12 protein-coding genes are annotated in these 15,381 nt (G+C 55.5%); 6 read left to right on the top strand and 6 right to left on the bottom strand.

Annotation, left to right across the window (positions count from 1 at the left end):
* Window positions 1-48: 48 nt before the first annotated feature.
* The 3 genes from hldE to AWR26_RS03220 are packed head-to-tail and all read right to left on the bottom strand — an operon-like array spanning window position 49 to window position 5,693.
* A complete protein-coding gene (gene hldE / locus AWR26_RS03230; RefSeq protein WP_064563533.1) occupies window positions 49-1,479 on the bottom strand; it encodes a bifunctional D-glycero-beta-D-manno-heptose-7-phosphate kinase/D-glycero-beta-D-manno-heptose 1-phosphate adenylyltransferase HldE in 1,431 nt (476 codons plus the stop codon).
* A 46-nt stretch (window positions 1,480-1,525) separates the two neighbouring features.
* The gene (glnE, locus tag AWR26_RS03225; RefSeq protein WP_064563531.1) at window positions 1,526-4,375 is read right to left on the bottom strand and encodes a bifunctional [glutamate--ammonia ligase]-adenylyl-L-tyrosine phosphorylase/[glutamate--ammonia-ligase] adenylyltransferase; all 2,850 of its coding nucleotides are present in this window, start codon (window positions 4,373-4,375) and stop codon (window positions 1,526-1,528) included.
* Between the two features lie 16 nt (window positions 4,376-4,391).
* Window positions 4,392-5,693, bottom strand: coding sequence for a CYTH domain-containing protein (locus tag AWR26_RS03220; protein WP_064563529.1), 1,302 nt, complete (start codon window positions 5,691-5,693; stop codon window positions 4,392-4,394).
* Window positions 5,694-5,932: 239 nt separating this feature from the next.
* Here AWR26_RS03220 and AWR26_RS03215 point away from each other — a divergent pair, with 239 nt between their 5' ends.
* Both AWR26_RS03215 and AWR26_RS03210 read left to right on the top strand, forming a co-directional pair.
* A complete protein-coding gene (locus tag AWR26_RS03215; RefSeq protein WP_064563527.1) occupies window positions 5,933-6,547 on the top strand; it encodes a TIGR04211 family SH3 domain-containing protein in 615 nt (204 codons plus the stop codon).
* A gap of 64 nt (window positions 6,548-6,611) precedes the next feature.
* Entirely contained in the window at window positions 6,612-7,853 is a 1,242-nt protein-coding gene (locus AWR26_RS03210) for a multifunctional CCA addition/repair protein (protein ID WP_007370069.1), read from the top strand.
* Between the two features lie 11 nt (window positions 7,854-7,864).
* Here the strand turns inward: AWR26_RS03210 and bacA are convergent, their stop codons facing one another.
* Together bacA and folB are read right to left on the bottom strand one after the other, a co-directional pair.
* Window positions 7,865-8,683, bottom strand: a complete 819-nt coding sequence (bacA, locus tag AWR26_RS03205) for an undecaprenyl-diphosphate phosphatase (protein WP_064563525.1) — start codon at window positions 8,681-8,683, stop codon at window positions 7,865-7,867.
* 105 nt (window positions 8,684-8,788) lie between these two features.
* A complete protein-coding gene (folB, locus tag AWR26_RS03200; protein WP_064568943.1) occupies window positions 8,789-9,157 on the bottom strand; it encodes a bifunctional dihydroneopterin aldolase/7,8-dihydroneopterin epimerase in 369 nt (122 codons plus the stop codon).
* Window positions 9,158-9,318: 161 nt separating this feature from the next.
* Between folB and plsY the strand changes: the two genes are divergently transcribed.
* On the top strand, window positions 9,319-9,927 hold the full coding sequence (gene plsY, locus AWR26_RS03195; protein ID WP_064563524.1) for a glycerol-3-phosphate 1-O-acyltransferase PlsY: 609 nt from the start codon (window positions 9,319-9,321) through the stop codon (window positions 9,925-9,927).
* A 35-nt stretch (window positions 9,928-9,962) separates the two neighbouring features.
* Here plsY and tsaD read toward each other — a convergent pair whose 3' ends face one another.
* Complete coding sequence (tsaD, locus tag AWR26_RS03190) at window positions 9,963-10,976, bottom strand: tRNA (adenosine(37)-N6)-threonylcarbamoyltransferase complex transferase subunit TsaD (RefSeq protein ID WP_064563522.1); 1,014 nt, start codon at window positions 10,974-10,976, stop codon at window positions 9,963-9,965.
* Window positions 10,977-11,213: 237 nt separating this feature from the next.
* On the opposite strand from tsaD, the gene rpsU reads away from it, so the two are divergent.
* The 3 genes from rpsU (at window position 11,214) to rpoD (ending at window position 15,346) form a co-directional block, all read left to right on the top strand.
* Complete coding sequence (gene rpsU / locus AWR26_RS03185; protein WP_001144069.1) at window positions 11,214-11,429, top strand: 30S ribosomal protein S21; 216 nt, start codon at window positions 11,214-11,216, stop codon at window positions 11,427-11,429.
* Between the two features lie 169 nt (window positions 11,430-11,598).
* A complete protein-coding gene (gene dnaG / locus AWR26_RS03180; protein ID WP_007370063.1) occupies window positions 11,599-13,344 on the top strand; it encodes a DNA primase in 1,746 nt (581 codons plus the stop codon).
* Window positions 13,345-13,501: 157 nt separating this feature from the next.
* Window positions 13,502-15,346, top strand: coding sequence for an RNA polymerase sigma factor RpoD (rpoD, locus tag AWR26_RS03175; protein ID WP_043956476.1), 1,845 nt, complete (start codon window positions 13,502-13,504; stop codon window positions 15,344-15,346).
* Window positions 15,347-15,381: the final 35 nt, after the last annotated feature.

The following is a 15,381-nucleotide window of genomic DNA, read 5'->3' as shown; positions in this document are numbered from 1 at the left end:
GCGCGAGCGCTTTCCGGGCCTGCGCATTATGCAGGCCCGATAACCGGCTTAATCGCCCTGCTTCTGGATCTTTTTGATGATATTGGTGGTTGAACAACCATCTTCAAAGTTGAGCACCAGCACTTCCCCGCCGTTAGCCCAGACTTCTTTGCTGCCGGCAATATCTTCCGCTTTGTAGTCACCGCCTTTTACCAGCAGATCCGGCAGGATCCCGGCAATCAGACGCTGCGGCGTATCTTCTTCAAACGACACGACCCAGTCCACCGCTTCCAGCGCGCTCAGCACGATCATGCGTTGCTCCAGCGGGTTGACCGGGCGAGTTTCGCCTTTCAGCCGTTTGGTGGAAGCGTCACTGTTAACCGCAACAATCAGGCGATCGCCGAGCTTGCGCGCATTCGCCAGATAAGAGACATGCCCGGCGTGCAGAATGTCGAAGACTCCGTTCGTCATCACCACCTTTTCACCGCGCTTACGCGCCGCAGCGACTGCCGCTTTCAGCTCTTCTTCGCTCATCACGCCGAAGCCGGTTTCTGCACGGCCGCGCACGGCGTTTTCCAGCTCGATAGGCGATACCGTTGAAGTACCGAGTTTACCGACCACCACGCCTGCGGCGGCGTTTGCAAAATAGCAGGCTTCTTCCAGCGAATTGCCCGCCGCCAGCGTTGCTGCCAGCACGCCAATCACCGTATCGCCGGCACCGGTCACATCGTACACTTCCTGCGCCTGGGTCGGCATGTGCAGCGGCGCTTTGCCCGGTTGCAGCAGCGTCATACCCTGCTCGGAGCGGGTCACCAGCAGCGCAGAAAGGTCGTAATCGGCAATCACTTTCATGCCGCGTTCAACGATCTCGTCTTCGTTTTTGCATTTCCCGGCCACCGCTTCAAACTCCGACAGGTTCGGGGTCAGCAGCGTAGCGCCGCGATAGCGCTCAAAATCAGTGCCTTTCGGATCAATCAGTACCGGCACGCCCGCTTTACGCGCCAGCGCAATCATCTGCTGAACGCTGGACAGCGCGCCTTTGGCGTAATCAGAAAGCACCAGCGCGCCAATGCTGCTGAGCGCCTGGCTGATGCGCTCATGCATTGGCAATGGATCGACACCTTCAAACCCTTCTTCAAAGTCCAGGCGGATCAGTTGCTGGTTGCGCGACAAGACGCGCAGTTTAGTAATGGTGGGGTGAGTGGGAACAGAAACGAAGTCGCATTTTACATTGACATCCGCCAGCGCCTTGCTCAGCGCGCGCGCCGCATCATCAATACCGGTCAGACCCACCAGACGCGCCGTTGCGCCCAGCGAAGCAATGTTCATCGCCACGTTCGCCGCGCCGCCCGGGCGTTCTTCAATCGTATCGACTTTCACCACCGGCACCGGGGCTTCCGGAGAGATGCGGCTGGTTGGCCCGTACCAGTAACGGTCCAGCATCACATCGCCAACCACCATTACACCCGCCTGGTTAAACTCTGGCAGCGTCACTTTCATTCCTGTCTCCTGAGAGATACAAAATTTGCGCGCGATAATATCACACTTACGCCGGGGCGCACGGTTCCACCAGCCACTTGTTCCAACTGGTTTTGATCAGCTGGCGTTCGGCGACAAAACACGACAACGCCACATGCCCCGGCAACTCCTGTAATGCCAGGTGGTGCAACTCATCGCGCAGCGTGGTGTAAGCCTGCGTCAGCGCCAGTGCTTCCTGTTCATCCATAATGTTGTTCTGCGCCAGCCCTTCCAGAATGCGCACGTTATCAGACCAGCGCGTCAGCTTCGGTTTGTCATGCGCATAGCGCAGCACCAGATACTGAGCAATAAACTCAATGTCGGTGATACCGCCTTCATCGGCTTTCAGATCGAAGCGATCTTTATGCTTGTTGCTAAGATGGGCGCGCATCTTCTCGCGCATCTCGCGCACTTCGGTTTGCAATGTTGCGCCATCGCGCGGGCTCATCAGAATATCGCGGCGAATGGCATCAAACTCCACGGCCAGTTGCGGATCGCCGTACACCACGCGGGCGCGCGCCAGCGCCTGGTGTTCCCACGTCCAGGCTTCGTTTTTCTGGTAATCCGCGAAGGATTCGGTGGTTGTCACTAACATTCCCGCCGCGCCGGACGGGCGCAGGCGCGCATCCACTTCATAGAGAATGCCGGACGAAGTACGCGTGCTGAACAGGTGCATGATGCGCTGGGCAAGGCGCAGATAGAACTGGCGGCCATCGATCTCCCGCTCGCCGTCGGTCATCACATCCATCGGGCAATCGTGCAAAAAGACCAGGTCGAGATCGGAACTATAACCCAGCTCCCAGCCGCCCAGTTTACCGTAACCGACAACGGCAAACCCACGCCCTTCCCGATCGCGCAGATGCATTGGCTGACCATAACGCGCCACCATTTGCCCCCACGCCTGCTGTACTACCGCATCGATAATCGCTTCCGCAAGCCACGTCAGATGATCGCTCACTTTCATTACCGGTAGCGTACCGGCGATATCCGCCGCGGCGACGCGCAGCAACTGCGCCTGTTTAAACTGCCGCAGCGCTTCCAGTTGTTGCTCTTCATCATCCTCCGGAACGCGGAGCAGATATTGCCGCAGTTCGTCGCGGTAGGCGTTCATCGCCGTCGGCTGATAAAGCGTAGTGGGATCGAGCAGCTCATCGAGCAGGATCGGATAACGCGCCAGCTGGCTGGCCACCATCGGCGATGCCGCACAGAGCGAAATAAGATGCTTCAGCGCGCCGGGGAACTCGCTCAGTAGCTCAAGATAAGTGGTACGCGTAATGATGCCTGTCAGCAGCGGCGTCAGGCGCGACAACGGCACTGGCGCGTCGTCGCGCGAGCAGACATCGCTCAGCAAATGCGGCATCAGATGATCCAGCACCTGGCGCCCGCGCGGGCCGATGGTGCGCTTATCCATCTCTTTTCGGAAATCAGCAATCAGCGCCACTACGCGGCGGCGATCGTCATCGGAAAGATGCGCCAGCACCGGCGTGGTGTCATCTTCCTGCAGTGCATCCTGCCACAGTTCGCGCCAGTTTTCGGAAAGCACATCTTCCGGCGAGTCGCTCTCGTCGTCGCCGATCAACTCATTGAAGACGCGGCGTACAGCGGCCATATGCGTTTCCAGCGTGCTGCTGAGTTCATCCCAGCTTGCCACACCCATTCCCCAAGCAAGGCGGGCGCGGTTGAGATCGTCGCCCGGCAAGGTCTGCGTCTGTTCGTCATTAATGCTTTGCAGCAGGTTTTCCAGACGCCGCAACCACAGATAAGCTGCCCGTAACCTGCCAGCTTCGCCTTCCGGTAACAGGTGCAGCTGATCGATGGCTTCCAGCGTTGGTAACAGCGAGCGCGATTGCAGCGCCGGTTCACGGCCACCGCGAATCAGCTGAAAAACCTGCACGATAAATTCGATTTCACGAATGCCGCCCGCGCCCAGCTTAATGTTGTCTTTCAGGCCACGGCGGCGGACTTCGCGGGCAATCATGCCTTTCATATTACGCAGCGACTGGATCACGCTGAAATCGATATAGCGGCGGAAAACAAAGGGACGCAGCATGGCACGCAGCTCACGGGCGTGTTCACCGTCGTTATCGCCCATAATGCGCGCTTTCACCATCGCATAGCGCTCCCAGTCGCGCCCCTGCTCCTGGTAATAATCCTCCAGCGCGGCAAAGCTGAGCACCAGCGGGCCGCTATCGCCGAAGGGGCGTAATCGCATATCTACGCGGTAGACAAAACCATCCTGCGTTGGCTGGTCGAGCACCTTGATCAGCCGTTGCCCAAGGCGGGTGAAGAACTGCGCGTTATCCAGCTCGCGCCGGCCGCCACGGGTTGCCCCGTTTTCCGGCCAGGCGAAGATCAGATCAATATCAGAAGAGAAATTGAGTTCGCCGCCGCCAAGTTTGCCCATGCCTAAAATCAGCATCGGCTGCGCAACGCCCTGCGGGTTACAGGGCGTTCCCCATTCACGGCAGCAGGCGTCGTACAGCCAGTCGCGCGCGGCGACGATCAGCGTTTCCGCCAGCACGCTCAGTTGTTGCAGCACATCTTCTTCCGCCACCAGCCGCAGCGCCTGCACCCAGGCAATACGCACCATCACCCGACGGCGGAACTGACGCAGAACGCGCATCAGCGCCGCTTCATCCGTGACATCCCGCAGTGCCGCACTGAGCCATTGCGCGTAGTGCTGCCACTCCGTTGCCTGCGGCGGCGCGCTTTCCAGCTCGGCCAGCCATTCAGGATATGTGATGATACTGTCCTGAACAAAATCACTGAAAGTGAGTACTGACTGCGCCTGCGCACTGAGTGGCTGCGCGGTTAGCGCCTCCGGCAGACGGGAAAGCACAGTGTGCCAGTGCTGCGATAACGGCGAGGCATGCGGCATCCGAAGTATCCTTTAGTTAGCGTTTTCCGCTGTGCAGCCAGAACGGCTCCTGCGTAATTGCGGTATTACGAAAGTGTTCGATCTCGATTCTCTGGCGCGTTTCAATGGCATGGTACAGCCCCTGCCAGTTCTCCAGCCATTCGTTTGCCAGCGCACGATCGTAATGTCCCGCCAGCAGCAATGCGCTGTCGATATCACGCGCCAGGCGCGGCAACTGGTCGCGATAGCTGTCACCCAGCGGTTGCGCGAAGGCTTTTTTCAGCTCCGCCGCGCTGCGCGAAAGATGTATATCGGCGAAGCGTTTAAATGAATCGGCAAATTTTGCCTGCGCTTTTTCATCAAGGAAGGCGCGCCAGCCCTGGGTTACCAGCCACTCAGTCAACAGCAGTTTTGCCATTGCCGAAGGCGCATCCCATACCGCAGTGTCGGCAGAAACCGCCGAAGTCAGCGTGGCTTCCACCTGCGTCAGTAAATCACGTAAGTGAGCGCTCGCTTTACGCGGCACAATACCGCCAAAAAGCGCCAGCGTATGGCGGATTAATGCAATTGCACGCAACACATCCTGCTTTGCCGCGTTGTTGCCGCGCACCCACAGCTCTTCATGGTATTGCCACTGGGAAAGCGCCAGTTCCAGCGCGGCAGCAAAAGCTTGCTCAACGCTGGCCTTCGCTACAGTTTGCAGAATGGCCGTTGGACGGCGCTCGCGTGAAGCATTGCCCTGCGCCAGATGGTAACCGCGCGCTGCTTTGCTCAGGCTTCCCTGACGCAAAATGGAGAGCTTCACTAATTGGCGCGCCAGTTTAAGGATATCCGCCGGTTCGCCACTCAGCAGCTCCAGCTCCAGCTCGCAAATCGGCTCGGCGGACTCCCCGGCTTTCACTTCGCCGAGATCAAGGCCAATCTCAATTCGGCTCTCACCCACATTGACCAGCCATTTTTCACGGTAAAAATCGGTGCTGAACAGCGGACGCGTACGCGCCTGTAAATCGGCAGGCAGCTCGCCATCCGGCCACACTTCGGCGGGAAAGCGCGCCAGATCAAGCTCCGGGCTGGTAAGCGGAATATTGTATTCAGGACGTTGATGTAAACCGCCGATCACCCGTCCGGCAATTTTCATCGTCATCTCATACTGGCCGTCAAAACCCCGGATGCGCAGCCCCATATCATGGCCGCGCAGCCAGTTGTCCGGCGTCTCATAGTAAATATTTAGTAACTGGCTGGCAGCGATATGTTCTTCGGACAGCGTATGCAGATGGTGACGGAGCGTTTCCACGCTGTCGGCATTAACGATAAACTTTAATTCGATTTCCTGAGCCATGGCCTTGCACTTATGGTTATGTCACATCAGTGAAAATTTCGGCGAACTAACGCCCCTGATGTTTGTCAGTAGATAGTATTGTGTGCCAAATTGCCATGCAATGCGCAATTTGCCGGGTGCAAAAGTTCGTATAAGCGCGCAGTTTGACCCGGAAGATTCCGATTGATGCCACCTGCCGGGTGTCGTCAGACTGATGTCACTGTTTCCCATTCACATTTAACGAAAATAATGACTGCCTGATGCCAAAATTACGCCTGATTGGATTGACCCTGGTCGCACTGAGTGTGTCCGTTGGGATCCACGCTGAAGAAAAACGGTATGTTTCCGACGAACTGAATACCTGGGTACGTAGTGGCCCTGGCGATAATTATCGCCTTGTCGGTACGGTAAATGCCGGCGAGGAAGTGACTCTGCTGCAACAAAACAACGATTACGGCCAGGTGCGCGACAGCACCGGGCGCACCTCCTGGATCCCGCTGAAAGAGTTGAACGTAGAGCCAAGCCTGCGTACTCGCGTACCGGAGCTGGAGAACCAGGTCAAAACGTTGACCGATAAACTGAACAATATCGATAACACCTGGAACCAGCGCACGGCTGAAATGCAGCAAAAAGTGGCGCAAAGCGACGGGGTGATCAACGGCCTGAAAGACGAAAACCAGAAGCTGAAAAATGAATTAATCGTCGCGCAGAAGAAAGTGAACGCGGCGAATCTGCAACTGGACGACAAGCAGCGCACTATCATTATGCAGTGGTTTATGTATGGCGGCGGCGTGCTGGGCGCGGGCCTGATCCTCGGCCTGCTGTTGCCGCATATGATCCCAAGCCGCAAGCGCAAAGATCGCTGGATGAATTAAGCACATTCGCCATCTTCTCTACACTTACGTATTATCTGTCGACTTATGTGTAGAGGAGAGTGGCGTGAAGAGTTATCTGGTCGGTGGTGCTGTACGTGATTCGTTGTTAGGCCTGCCAGTCAAAGACAGAGACTGGGTTGTGGTCGGCGCCACGCCGGAAGAGATGCTTAACGCGGGCTACCAGCAGGTTGGTCGCGATTTTCCTGTCTTTCTTCACCCGCAAAGCCGCGAAGAGTATGCGCTGGCCCGCACCGAACGTAAATCCGGCTCGGGTTATACCGGGTTTATCGTTCATGCCGCTCCCGATGTCTCCCTTGAACAAGATTTACTGCGCCGGGATTTAACCGTTAACGCACTGGCGCAGGACGAAAATGGGCACATCATCGACCCGTTTAATGGTCAGCACGATCTGCGTAACCGCATTTTGCGTCATGTCTCCCCGGCTTTTAGCGAAGATCCTCTGCGCGTGCTGCGCGTTGCCCGTTTCGCAGCCCGCTATGCTCACCTCAGTTTTCGTATTGCCGACGAAACGATGTCGCTGATGCGCGCCATGACCGATGCTGGCGAACTGGCGCATCTGACCACAGAGCGTGTCTGGAAAGAGACCGAGAACGCGCTGCATGCCCGTAATCCTCAGGTCTATTTCCAGGTACTGCGCGACTGCGGCGCGCTGAAGGTGCTGTTCCCGGAAGTCGATGCGCTGTTTGGCGTGCCCGCTCCGGCGAAGTGGCACCCGGAAATCGATACCGGCGTTCACACCCTGATGACACTGACAATGGCCGCGATGCTCAGCCCGGAAGTGGACGTGCGTTTCGCCACGTTATGTCACGATCTGGGCAAAGCGCTGACGCCAAAAGAGCTCTGGCCGCGCCATCATGGCCACGGCCCGGCGGGCGTCAAACTGGTCGCAGGGCTGTGCCAGCGTCTGCGCGTACCGAACGAGATCCGCGATCTGGCAAAACTGGTGGCAGAGTTTCACGATCTGATCCACACCTTCCCCATTTTGCAGCCCAAAACCATTGTGAAATTGTTCGACTCAATTGATGCGTGGCGTAAACCGCAGCGCGTAGAGCAAATTGCTCTGACCAGCGAAGCCGACGTGCGCGGGCGTACCGGTTTTGAAGCCTGCGACTATCCGCAAGGACGTTTACTGCGTGAAGCGTGGGAAGTGGCTCGTGCCGTTCCAACCAAAGCGGTGATAGAGGCCGGTTTTAAGGGGGCGGAAGTTCGCGAAGAGTTGACGCGCCGCCGGATAGCCGCGCTGGCGCAGTGGAAAGCGCATCGTTGCCCTCAGCCCGCAGACTGAGGGCGCGGGCCTTAGAAGAAGACCAGATACACTGCCGCTGCGACGATAAAACGGTAAATCGCGAACGGAATAAAAGAGATGCGTTTAATCAGCTCAAGGAAGGTTTTGATGGCGATCAGCGCAACAATAAAAGCGGTGATGAAACCCACGGCAAACATCGGAATATCGCCGGTGGTGAGAAACCCCATGCTCTTATAGAGATCCAATGCGGTTGCGCCCAGCATCATTGGCACAGCCAGCAGGAAAGAGAATTCCGATGCGGCGTAACGGCTAACGCCCATCAGCATCCCGCCGGAAATGGTCGCCCCGGAACGGGAAAAACCCGGCCATAACGCCAGACACTGGAAGCAGCCAATAATGAACGCCTGGCGATAAGTCATATCATCCACGCCCTGCGCGCGCGGTACTTTCGGTTTCAGCACTTCTGCGGCAATCAGCAGGAAACCGCCGACCACCAGCGCGTAAGTCACGTTGAGCGGGTTAAACAGCGTCTTGATGGTGTCATGGAATACCAGCCCAATCACCACCGCCGGAATCATACCTAAAATGATATGAATCAGCGAAAGGCGTCCCGTACCGATGCCTTCGTGCGGCTGCTTGCCGAAGTGAATGCCAATCAAACCAAACAGGCGTCGCCAGAACATCACGACAACTGCCAGAATCGAGCCCAGTTGAATCACAACCTCGAACGTTTTTGCTGTATCGCCTTCAAATCCCAGCAAATGCCCGACTATAATCATGTGACCTGTACTGGAAACTGGCAGGAACTCCGTCAAACCTTCAACGACACCCAAAATGGCTGCCACCAGCAGCGAATGTAGATCGCTCATCAATAAACCCCTAAAAAAGATATAAAAAACGGCCCCCCGAGGAGTAGCCGTAAATGGCCATCATCTATGACCTGAATACTAGCGCTTGGTTTAACTATTATGAATTTAAATACTTTCTTTCAGATTTAACCCACGCTCAATGATAACGCCGACGCTCTGCGCCCGCGCCACGGCGCCGGGTTTGCTCAATTTGATGCGTATCCATGGCGACTGAAAACGCGCCAGCAGCAGTTCGGCCACCTCTTCCGCTACACGCTCGACCAGCGCAAAACGCCCGCCTTCTACATGACCGACAACCACATCGGCGATATCGGCATAGCTGAGGCAATCATTCACATCATCACTTTTCGCCGCCTGGCGGTTATCCCAGGCCATTTCGATATCGAACACCAGCTTCTGCTCAATGGTCTGTTCCCAGTCGTAAACACCAATAGTGGTGATTACCGAAAGCTGCTCAATAAATACAATATCCATCACATTCCACCCGCAGATTGTTTCAACACTGTGCAGCCAGGCCCGATCTTTCCTGCGCTCTGGCAGATTTTGCGCATTCACTGGATACCACTTTCCAGAATTTATGCGTATTATCCATCGATGCAGAGAATAAAACGACTTTTTCACAACGGAACAGCGTCATGAGTGCAATCGCGCCTGGAATGATCCTCCTTGCGTACCTTTGTGGCTCAATCTCCAGCGCCATTCTGGTCTGCCGCCTCGCCGGTCTTCCCGATCCGCGAGTAAGTGGTTCCGGCAATCCCGGAGCGACCAACGTTTTACGCATTGGCGGCAAGGGAGCAGCCGTAACGGTACTGATTTTCGATATTCTGAAAGGAATGCTGCCCGTCTGGGGCGCTTACGCGCTTGGCGTTACACCGTTCTGGCTGGGACTTATTGCTATCGCCGCCTGTCTTGGTCATATCTGGCCGGTATTTTTTAAATTTCAGGGTGGTAAAGGCGTAGCAACGGCGTTTGGCGCGATTGCGCCGATAGGCTGGGATTTAACGGGCGTGATGGCGGGAACCTGGCTTTTAACCGTGCTGTTGAGCGGTTACTCATCGCTGGGCGCGATTGTCAGCGCGCTGATCGCACCGTTTTATGTCTGGTGGTTCAAACCGCAGTTCACCTTCCCGGTGGCGATGCTTTCCTGTCTGATTCTGCTGCGCCATCATGACAATATTCAGCGCCTGTGGCGCCGCCAGGAAACCAAAATCTGGTCGAAGCTGAAGAAGAAAAAAGAAGAGTAAGCCCGGCGGCATCTCAGCAACCGGGCTATCGACGTTTACGCCGCCGGCAGATCCGCCAGTGGCCAGCGCGGACGAACCGTTACACCAAGCCCGGCATCATTTCCTGCTTTCAGACGTACCATGCCCGCATAGGCGATCATCGCACCATTATCGGTACAAAACTCCGGACGCGCATAAAAGACTTGACCGCGACGCTTTTGCATCATTTCCGCCAGTTTCGCCCGCAGAGTGCGGTTGGCGCTCACACCACCCGCCATCACCAGACGCGTAAAACCGGTCTGATCCAGCGCGCGTTTGCATTTGATCATCAACGTATCAACTACGGCATCCTCAAACGCTCGTGCAATGTCGGCACGGGTTTGCTCGTCATCGCCATTGGTGCGAATGGTGTTTGCAGCAAACGTTTTCAGCCCGGAAAAGCTGAAATCCAGCCCCGGACGATCGGTCATCGGGCGCGGGAAGACAAAACGGCCTTCCGTACCCTGCGACGCCAGTTTTGACAGCATCGGCCCGCCCGGGTAATCAAGCCCCAACAGTTTGGCGGTTTTATCAAATGCTTCCCCTGCGGCATCGTCAATTGACTCGCCCAGCAGTTCGTAATGACCAATGCCGGTAACGCTGATGAGCTGCGTGTGCCCGCCGGAAACCAGCAGTGCCACAAACGGGAAAGCCGGCGGGTTTTCTTCCAGCATCGGCGCCAGCAAGTGCCCTTCCATATGATGCACCGGAATCGCCGGGACATCCCAGGCAAAAGCCAGCGAACGTCCGACCGTCGCGCCAACCAGCAATGCGCCGACCAGGCCTGGTCCAGCCGTGTAGGCCACCGCATCAATATCTTTTGCCGCCAGCCCGGCTTCTTTCAGCGCGGCCTGAATCAGCGGCACGGTTTTACGCACATGGTCGCGGGAAGCCAGTTCCGGCACCACACCACCGTAATCAGCGTGCAGTTTTACTTGACTATACAGTTGGTTGGCTAAAAGCCCCTGCTGGTCGTCATAAATTGCGATGCCAGTTTCATCGCAGGATGTTTCAATGCCCAGTACGCGCATGGATCTGTTTACCTCTTTGCAATACCGCGCAGTGTAGGGCGAATGCCGGTCGATGTAAAACTTTGCTCACCCCTGGTGAGGAGTTCGTGTATACTCCTCACCCTTACAAAAGTCCCTTTCAAAAAGCGCGTCGGTGCTTTACAAAGCAGCAGTAGTTGCAGTAAAATTCCGCACCATTTTGAAATATGCTGGTGTGAACGCCAGCGGCAAACCGAATTAATCAAAGGTGAGAGGCACATGCCGGTAATTAAAGTACGTGAAAACGAGCCGTTCGACGTAGCTCTGCGTCGCTTCAAACGTTCCTGCGAAAAAGCAGGTGTTCTGGCGGAAGTTCGTCGTCGTGAGTTCTATGAAAAACCGACTACCGAACGTAAACGCGCTAAAGCATCCGCTGTGAAACGTCACGCGAAGAAACTGGCTCGCGAAAACGCACGCCGTACTCGTCTGTACTAATCTCTTGAGAGCGGCACGCTCTCAGATTTAGACCGAGTTGTAGTTGTAAGGCCGTGCTTCCGAAAGGAATGCGCGGCTTATTTTCGTTTATAACCTGATATAACCAGCGTGATTTGCGCCACATTCAGCGGCCTGAAGAACGGGGTTATAAAAGATCAAAACGGGGCCTATGGCTGGACGAATCCCACGTGTTTTTATCAATGACCTGCTGGCGCGCACCGACATCGTCGATCTCATCGACGCGCGTGTTAAGCTGAAAAAGCAGGGCAAGAACTACCACGCGTGTTGTCCATTCCATAATGAAAAAACCCCTTCTTTCACCGTAAACGGTGAAAAACAGTTTTATCACTGCTTTGGCTGCGGCGCGCACGGTAACGCCCTCGACTTTTTAATGAACTACGACAAGCTCGAGTTCGTGGAAAGCGTCGAAGAGCTGGCCGCCATGCACAACCTTGAAGTGCCTTTTGAAGCAGGCAGCGGGCCCAGCCTGATAGAGCGCCATCAACGGCAAACGCTCTACCAGTTGATGGACGGGCTCAACGCATTTTATCAGCAATCTCTGACGCAACCCGCCGCTGAACCGGCGCGCCAGTATCTGGCAAGGCGCGGTTTGAGTAGCGAAATTATTGCGCGTTTCGCCATTGGTTACGCCCCTCCCGGTTGGGACAACGTGTTAAAGCGTTTTGGCGGCAATAGCGAAAATCGCAAATCTCTGATCGATGCCGGCATGCTGGTAACGAACGATCAGGGGCGCAGTTACGATCGCTTCCGTGAACGGGTGATGTTCCCCATTCGCGACAAGCGTGGCCGGGTGATTGGTTTTGGCGGGCGTGTTTTGGGTAACGATACCCCCAAATACCTCAACTCCCCGGAGACCGATATTTTCCATAAAGGCCGCCAGTTGTATGGCCTTTATGAAGCGCAACTGGATAACGATGAACCTCAGCGCCTGTTGGTCGTCGAAGGGTATATGGACGTGGTCGCGCTGGCGCAGTATGGCATCAACTATGCGGTTGCTTCGCTGGGCACCTCCACCACGGCGGATCATATCCAGTTGCTGTTCAGAGTGACGAAAAACGTCATCTGTTGTTATGACGGTGACCGGGCGGGCCGTGATGCCGCCTGGCGTGCGCTGGAAACCGCGCTACCTTATATGAGCGATGGTCGTCAGCTGCGTTTTATGTTCCTGCCGGATGGTGAAGATCCGGATACGCTGGTGCGTAAAGAGGGCAAAGCGGCGTTCGAAGCGCGGATGGAGCAGGCTCAGCCGCTCTCCACGTTTTTGTTTAACAGCCTGTTGCCGCAGGCGGATTTGACAACGCCGGATGGCACTACGCAACTTGCTGCGCTGGCGCTACCGTTAATCAATCAGGTGCCAGGCGAGACGTTACGTATTCAGTTGCGGCAGCTGTTGGGGAATAAGATTGGTATTTTCGACGATGCGCAACTTGATCGTTTAATGCCAAAACAAGCGGAAAACAGCGCTCCGCGCCCCGCTCCGCAGCTAAAACGCACAACCATGCGTATACTTATAGGGTTATTGATCCAGAACCCGGAACTGGCATCAGCGGTTCCGTCGTTAGAAGGGCTGGATCAATCCAGGCTCCCCGGCCTTGGCTTATTTGCAGAACTGGTCAACACTTGCTTGTCACAGCCAGGCCTGACAACGGGGCAGTTGCTGGAGCACTATCGCGGCACTAAAGAGGCTGCAACCCTTGAAAAACTGTCGATGTGGGACGATATAGCAGATAAGGAAATCGCAGAAGAAGCGTTTACCGACTCGCTCAATCATATGTTTGATTCGATGCTTGAACGGCGACAGGAAGAGCTGATAGCTCGCGATCGTACGCACGGTTTAAGCAGCGAAGAACGCCGGGAGCTCTGGCAATTAAACCAGGAACTGGCGAAAAAATGAATTCAACGGCTTAAGTGCCGATAACCGATCGGGTTGATCCCGACAGCCGCGATGAGGGCCAGCGGCAAAAATATAAATACACCCTCGCGTTAAATGTTGGCTGTTTATTTCGCCGACCGACACCAACCCTCATGAATTTAAGTGTGGATACCGTCTTATGGAGCAAAACCCGCAGTCACAGCTGAAGCTTCTTGTCACCCGTGGTAAGGAGCAAGGCTATCTGACCTATGCCGAGGTCAATGACCATCTGCCGGAAGATATCGTCGACTCCGATCAGATCGAAGACATCATCCAAATGATCAACGACATGGGCATTCAGGTGATGGAAGAAGCACCGGATGCTGATGATTTGCTGCTGGCTGAGACCACTGCCGACACGGACGATGACGCTGCCGAAGCGGCTGCGCAAGTGCTTTCCAGCGTGGAATCTGAAATCGGGCGCACGACCGACCCGGTTCGCATGTATATGCGTGAAATGGGTACCGTTGAACTGCTGACCCGTGAAGGCGAAATTGACATCGCCAAACGTATCGAAGACGGGATTAACCAGGTTCAGTGCTCCGTTGCCGAGTACCCGGAAGCCATTACCTATCTGTTAGAACAATACGACCGCGTCGAAGCGGAACAGGCGCGTCTGTCCGATTTGATCACCGGCTTTGTCGATCCGAATGCGGAAGAAGATCTTGCGCCAACGGCAACGCATGTCGGCTCTGAGCTCTCCAGCGAAGAGATGGATGACGACGATGAAGACGAAGATGAAGACGACGATGACAACAGCGATGATGACAACAGCATCGATCCTGAGCTGGCACGTGAAAAATTCGGCGAGCTGCGTACCCAGTACGAACTGACTCGTGACACGATCAAAGCCAAAGGCCGCAGCCATGCTGCAGCGCAGGAAGAGATCCTCAAGCTGTCTGAAGTCTTCAAACAATTCCGTCTGGTGCCGAAACAGTTCGACTACCTGGTGAACAGCATGCGTATCATGATGGATCGCGTGCGCACTCAGGAACGCATCATCATGAAGCTGTGCGTTGAACAGTGCAAAATGCCGAAGAAAAACTTCATTACGCTGTTCACCGGCAATGAAACCAGCGAAACCTGGTTCAATGCCGCGCTGGCGATGAATAAGCCGTGGTCCGAAAAGCTGCATGAAGTGACGGAAGAAGTTCAGCGCAGCCTGCAAAAACTGCAACAGATTGAAGAAGAAACCGGCCTGACCATCGAGCAGGTAAAAGATATCAACCGTCGTATGTCCATCGGCGAAGCGAAAGCGCGCCGTGCGAAGAAAGAGATGGTGGAAGCGAACCTGCGTCTGGTTATTTCTATCGCCAAGAAATACACCAACCGTGGTCTGCAATTCCTCGATCTGATTCAGGAAGGCAACATCGGTCTGATGAAAGCGGTTGATAAGTTCGAATACCGCCGTGGTTACAAGTTCTCCACCTACGCAACCTGGTGGATCCGTCAGGCGATTACCCGCTCCATCGCGGATCAGGCGCGCACTATCCGTATTCCGGTGCATATGATTGAGACCATTAACAAACTCAACCGTATCTCCCGCCAGATGCTGCAGGAAATGGGTCGCGAGCCGACGCCGGAAGAGCTGGCCGAACGCATGTTGATGCCGGAAGATAAAATCCGCAAGGTGCTGAAAATCGCCAAAGAGCCAATCTCCATGGAAACACCGATTGGTGATGATGAAGATTCGCATCTGGGTGATTTTATCGAGGATACCACCCTCGAGCTGCCGCTGGACTCTGCCACCACCGAGAGCCTGCGTGCGGCGACGCACGACGTGCTGGCTGGTCTGACAGCCCGTGAAGCGAAAGTACTGCGTATGCGTTTCGGTATCGATATGAACACCGACCACACGCTGGAAGAAGTGGGTAAACAGTTTGACGTTACCCGCGAACGTATCCGCCAGATCGAAGCGAAAGCGCTGCGTAAACTGCGCCACCCGAGCCGTTCTGAAGTGCTGCGTAGCTTCCTCGACGATTAATTTGTCGCATCGTTATAACGAAAGGCTCCCACCGG

The sequence above is a fragment of the Kosakonia oryzae genome (assembly GCF_001658025.2).
Taxonomy (GTDB): domain Bacteria; phylum Pseudomonadota; class Gammaproteobacteria; order Enterobacterales; family Enterobacteriaceae; genus Kosakonia; species Kosakonia oryzae.
The sequence above is the reverse complement of the archived record's forward strand: the minus strand, read 5'-3'. Positions and strand labels throughout refer to the sequence as shown.

What these genes read in the sequence shown, in the direction of transcription:
- AWR26_RS03220 (WP_064563529.1), bottom strand. Translation starts at nt 5,693, where the DNA reads ATGGCTCAGGAAATCGAATTAAAGTTTATCGTTAATGCCGACAGCGTG.
- bacA (WP_064563525.1), bottom strand. Translation starts at nt 8,683, where the DNA reads ATGAGCGATCTACATTCGCTGCTGGTGGCAGCCATTTTGGGTGTCGTT.
- glnE (WP_064563531.1), bottom strand. Translation starts at nt 4,375, where the DNA reads ATGCCGCATGCCTCGCCGTTATCGCAGCACTGGCACACTGTGCTTTCC.
- rpsU (WP_001144069.1), top strand. Translation starts at nt 11,214, where the DNA reads ATGCCGGTAATTAAAGTACGTGAAAACGAGCCGTTCGACGTAGCTCTG.
- hldE (WP_064563533.1), bottom strand. Translation starts at nt 1,479, where the DNA reads ATGAAAGTGACGCTGCCAGAGTTTAACCAGGCGGGTGTAATGGTGGTT.
- AWR26_RS03215 (WP_064563527.1), top strand. Translation starts at nt 5,933, where the DNA reads ATGCCAAAATTACGCCTGATTGGATTGACCCTGGTCGCACTGAGTGTG.
- dnaG (WP_007370063.1), top strand. Translation starts at nt 11,599, where the DNA reads ATGGCTGGACGAATCCCACGTGTTTTTATCAATGACCTGCTGGCGCGC.
- folB (WP_064568943.1), bottom strand. Translation starts at nt 9,157, where the DNA reads ATGGATATTGTATTTATTGAGCAGCTTTCGGTAATCACCACTATTGGT.
- plsY (WP_064563524.1), top strand. Translation starts at nt 9,319, where the DNA reads ATGAGTGCAATCGCGCCTGGAATGATCCTCCTTGCGTACCTTTGTGGC.
- tsaD (WP_064563522.1), bottom strand. Translation starts at nt 10,976, where the DNA reads ATGCGCGTACTGGGCATTGAAACATCCTGCGATGAAACTGGCATCGCA.
- rpoD (WP_043956476.1), top strand. Translation starts at nt 13,502, where the DNA reads ATGGAGCAAAACCCGCAGTCACAGCTGAAGCTTCTTGTCACCCGTGGT.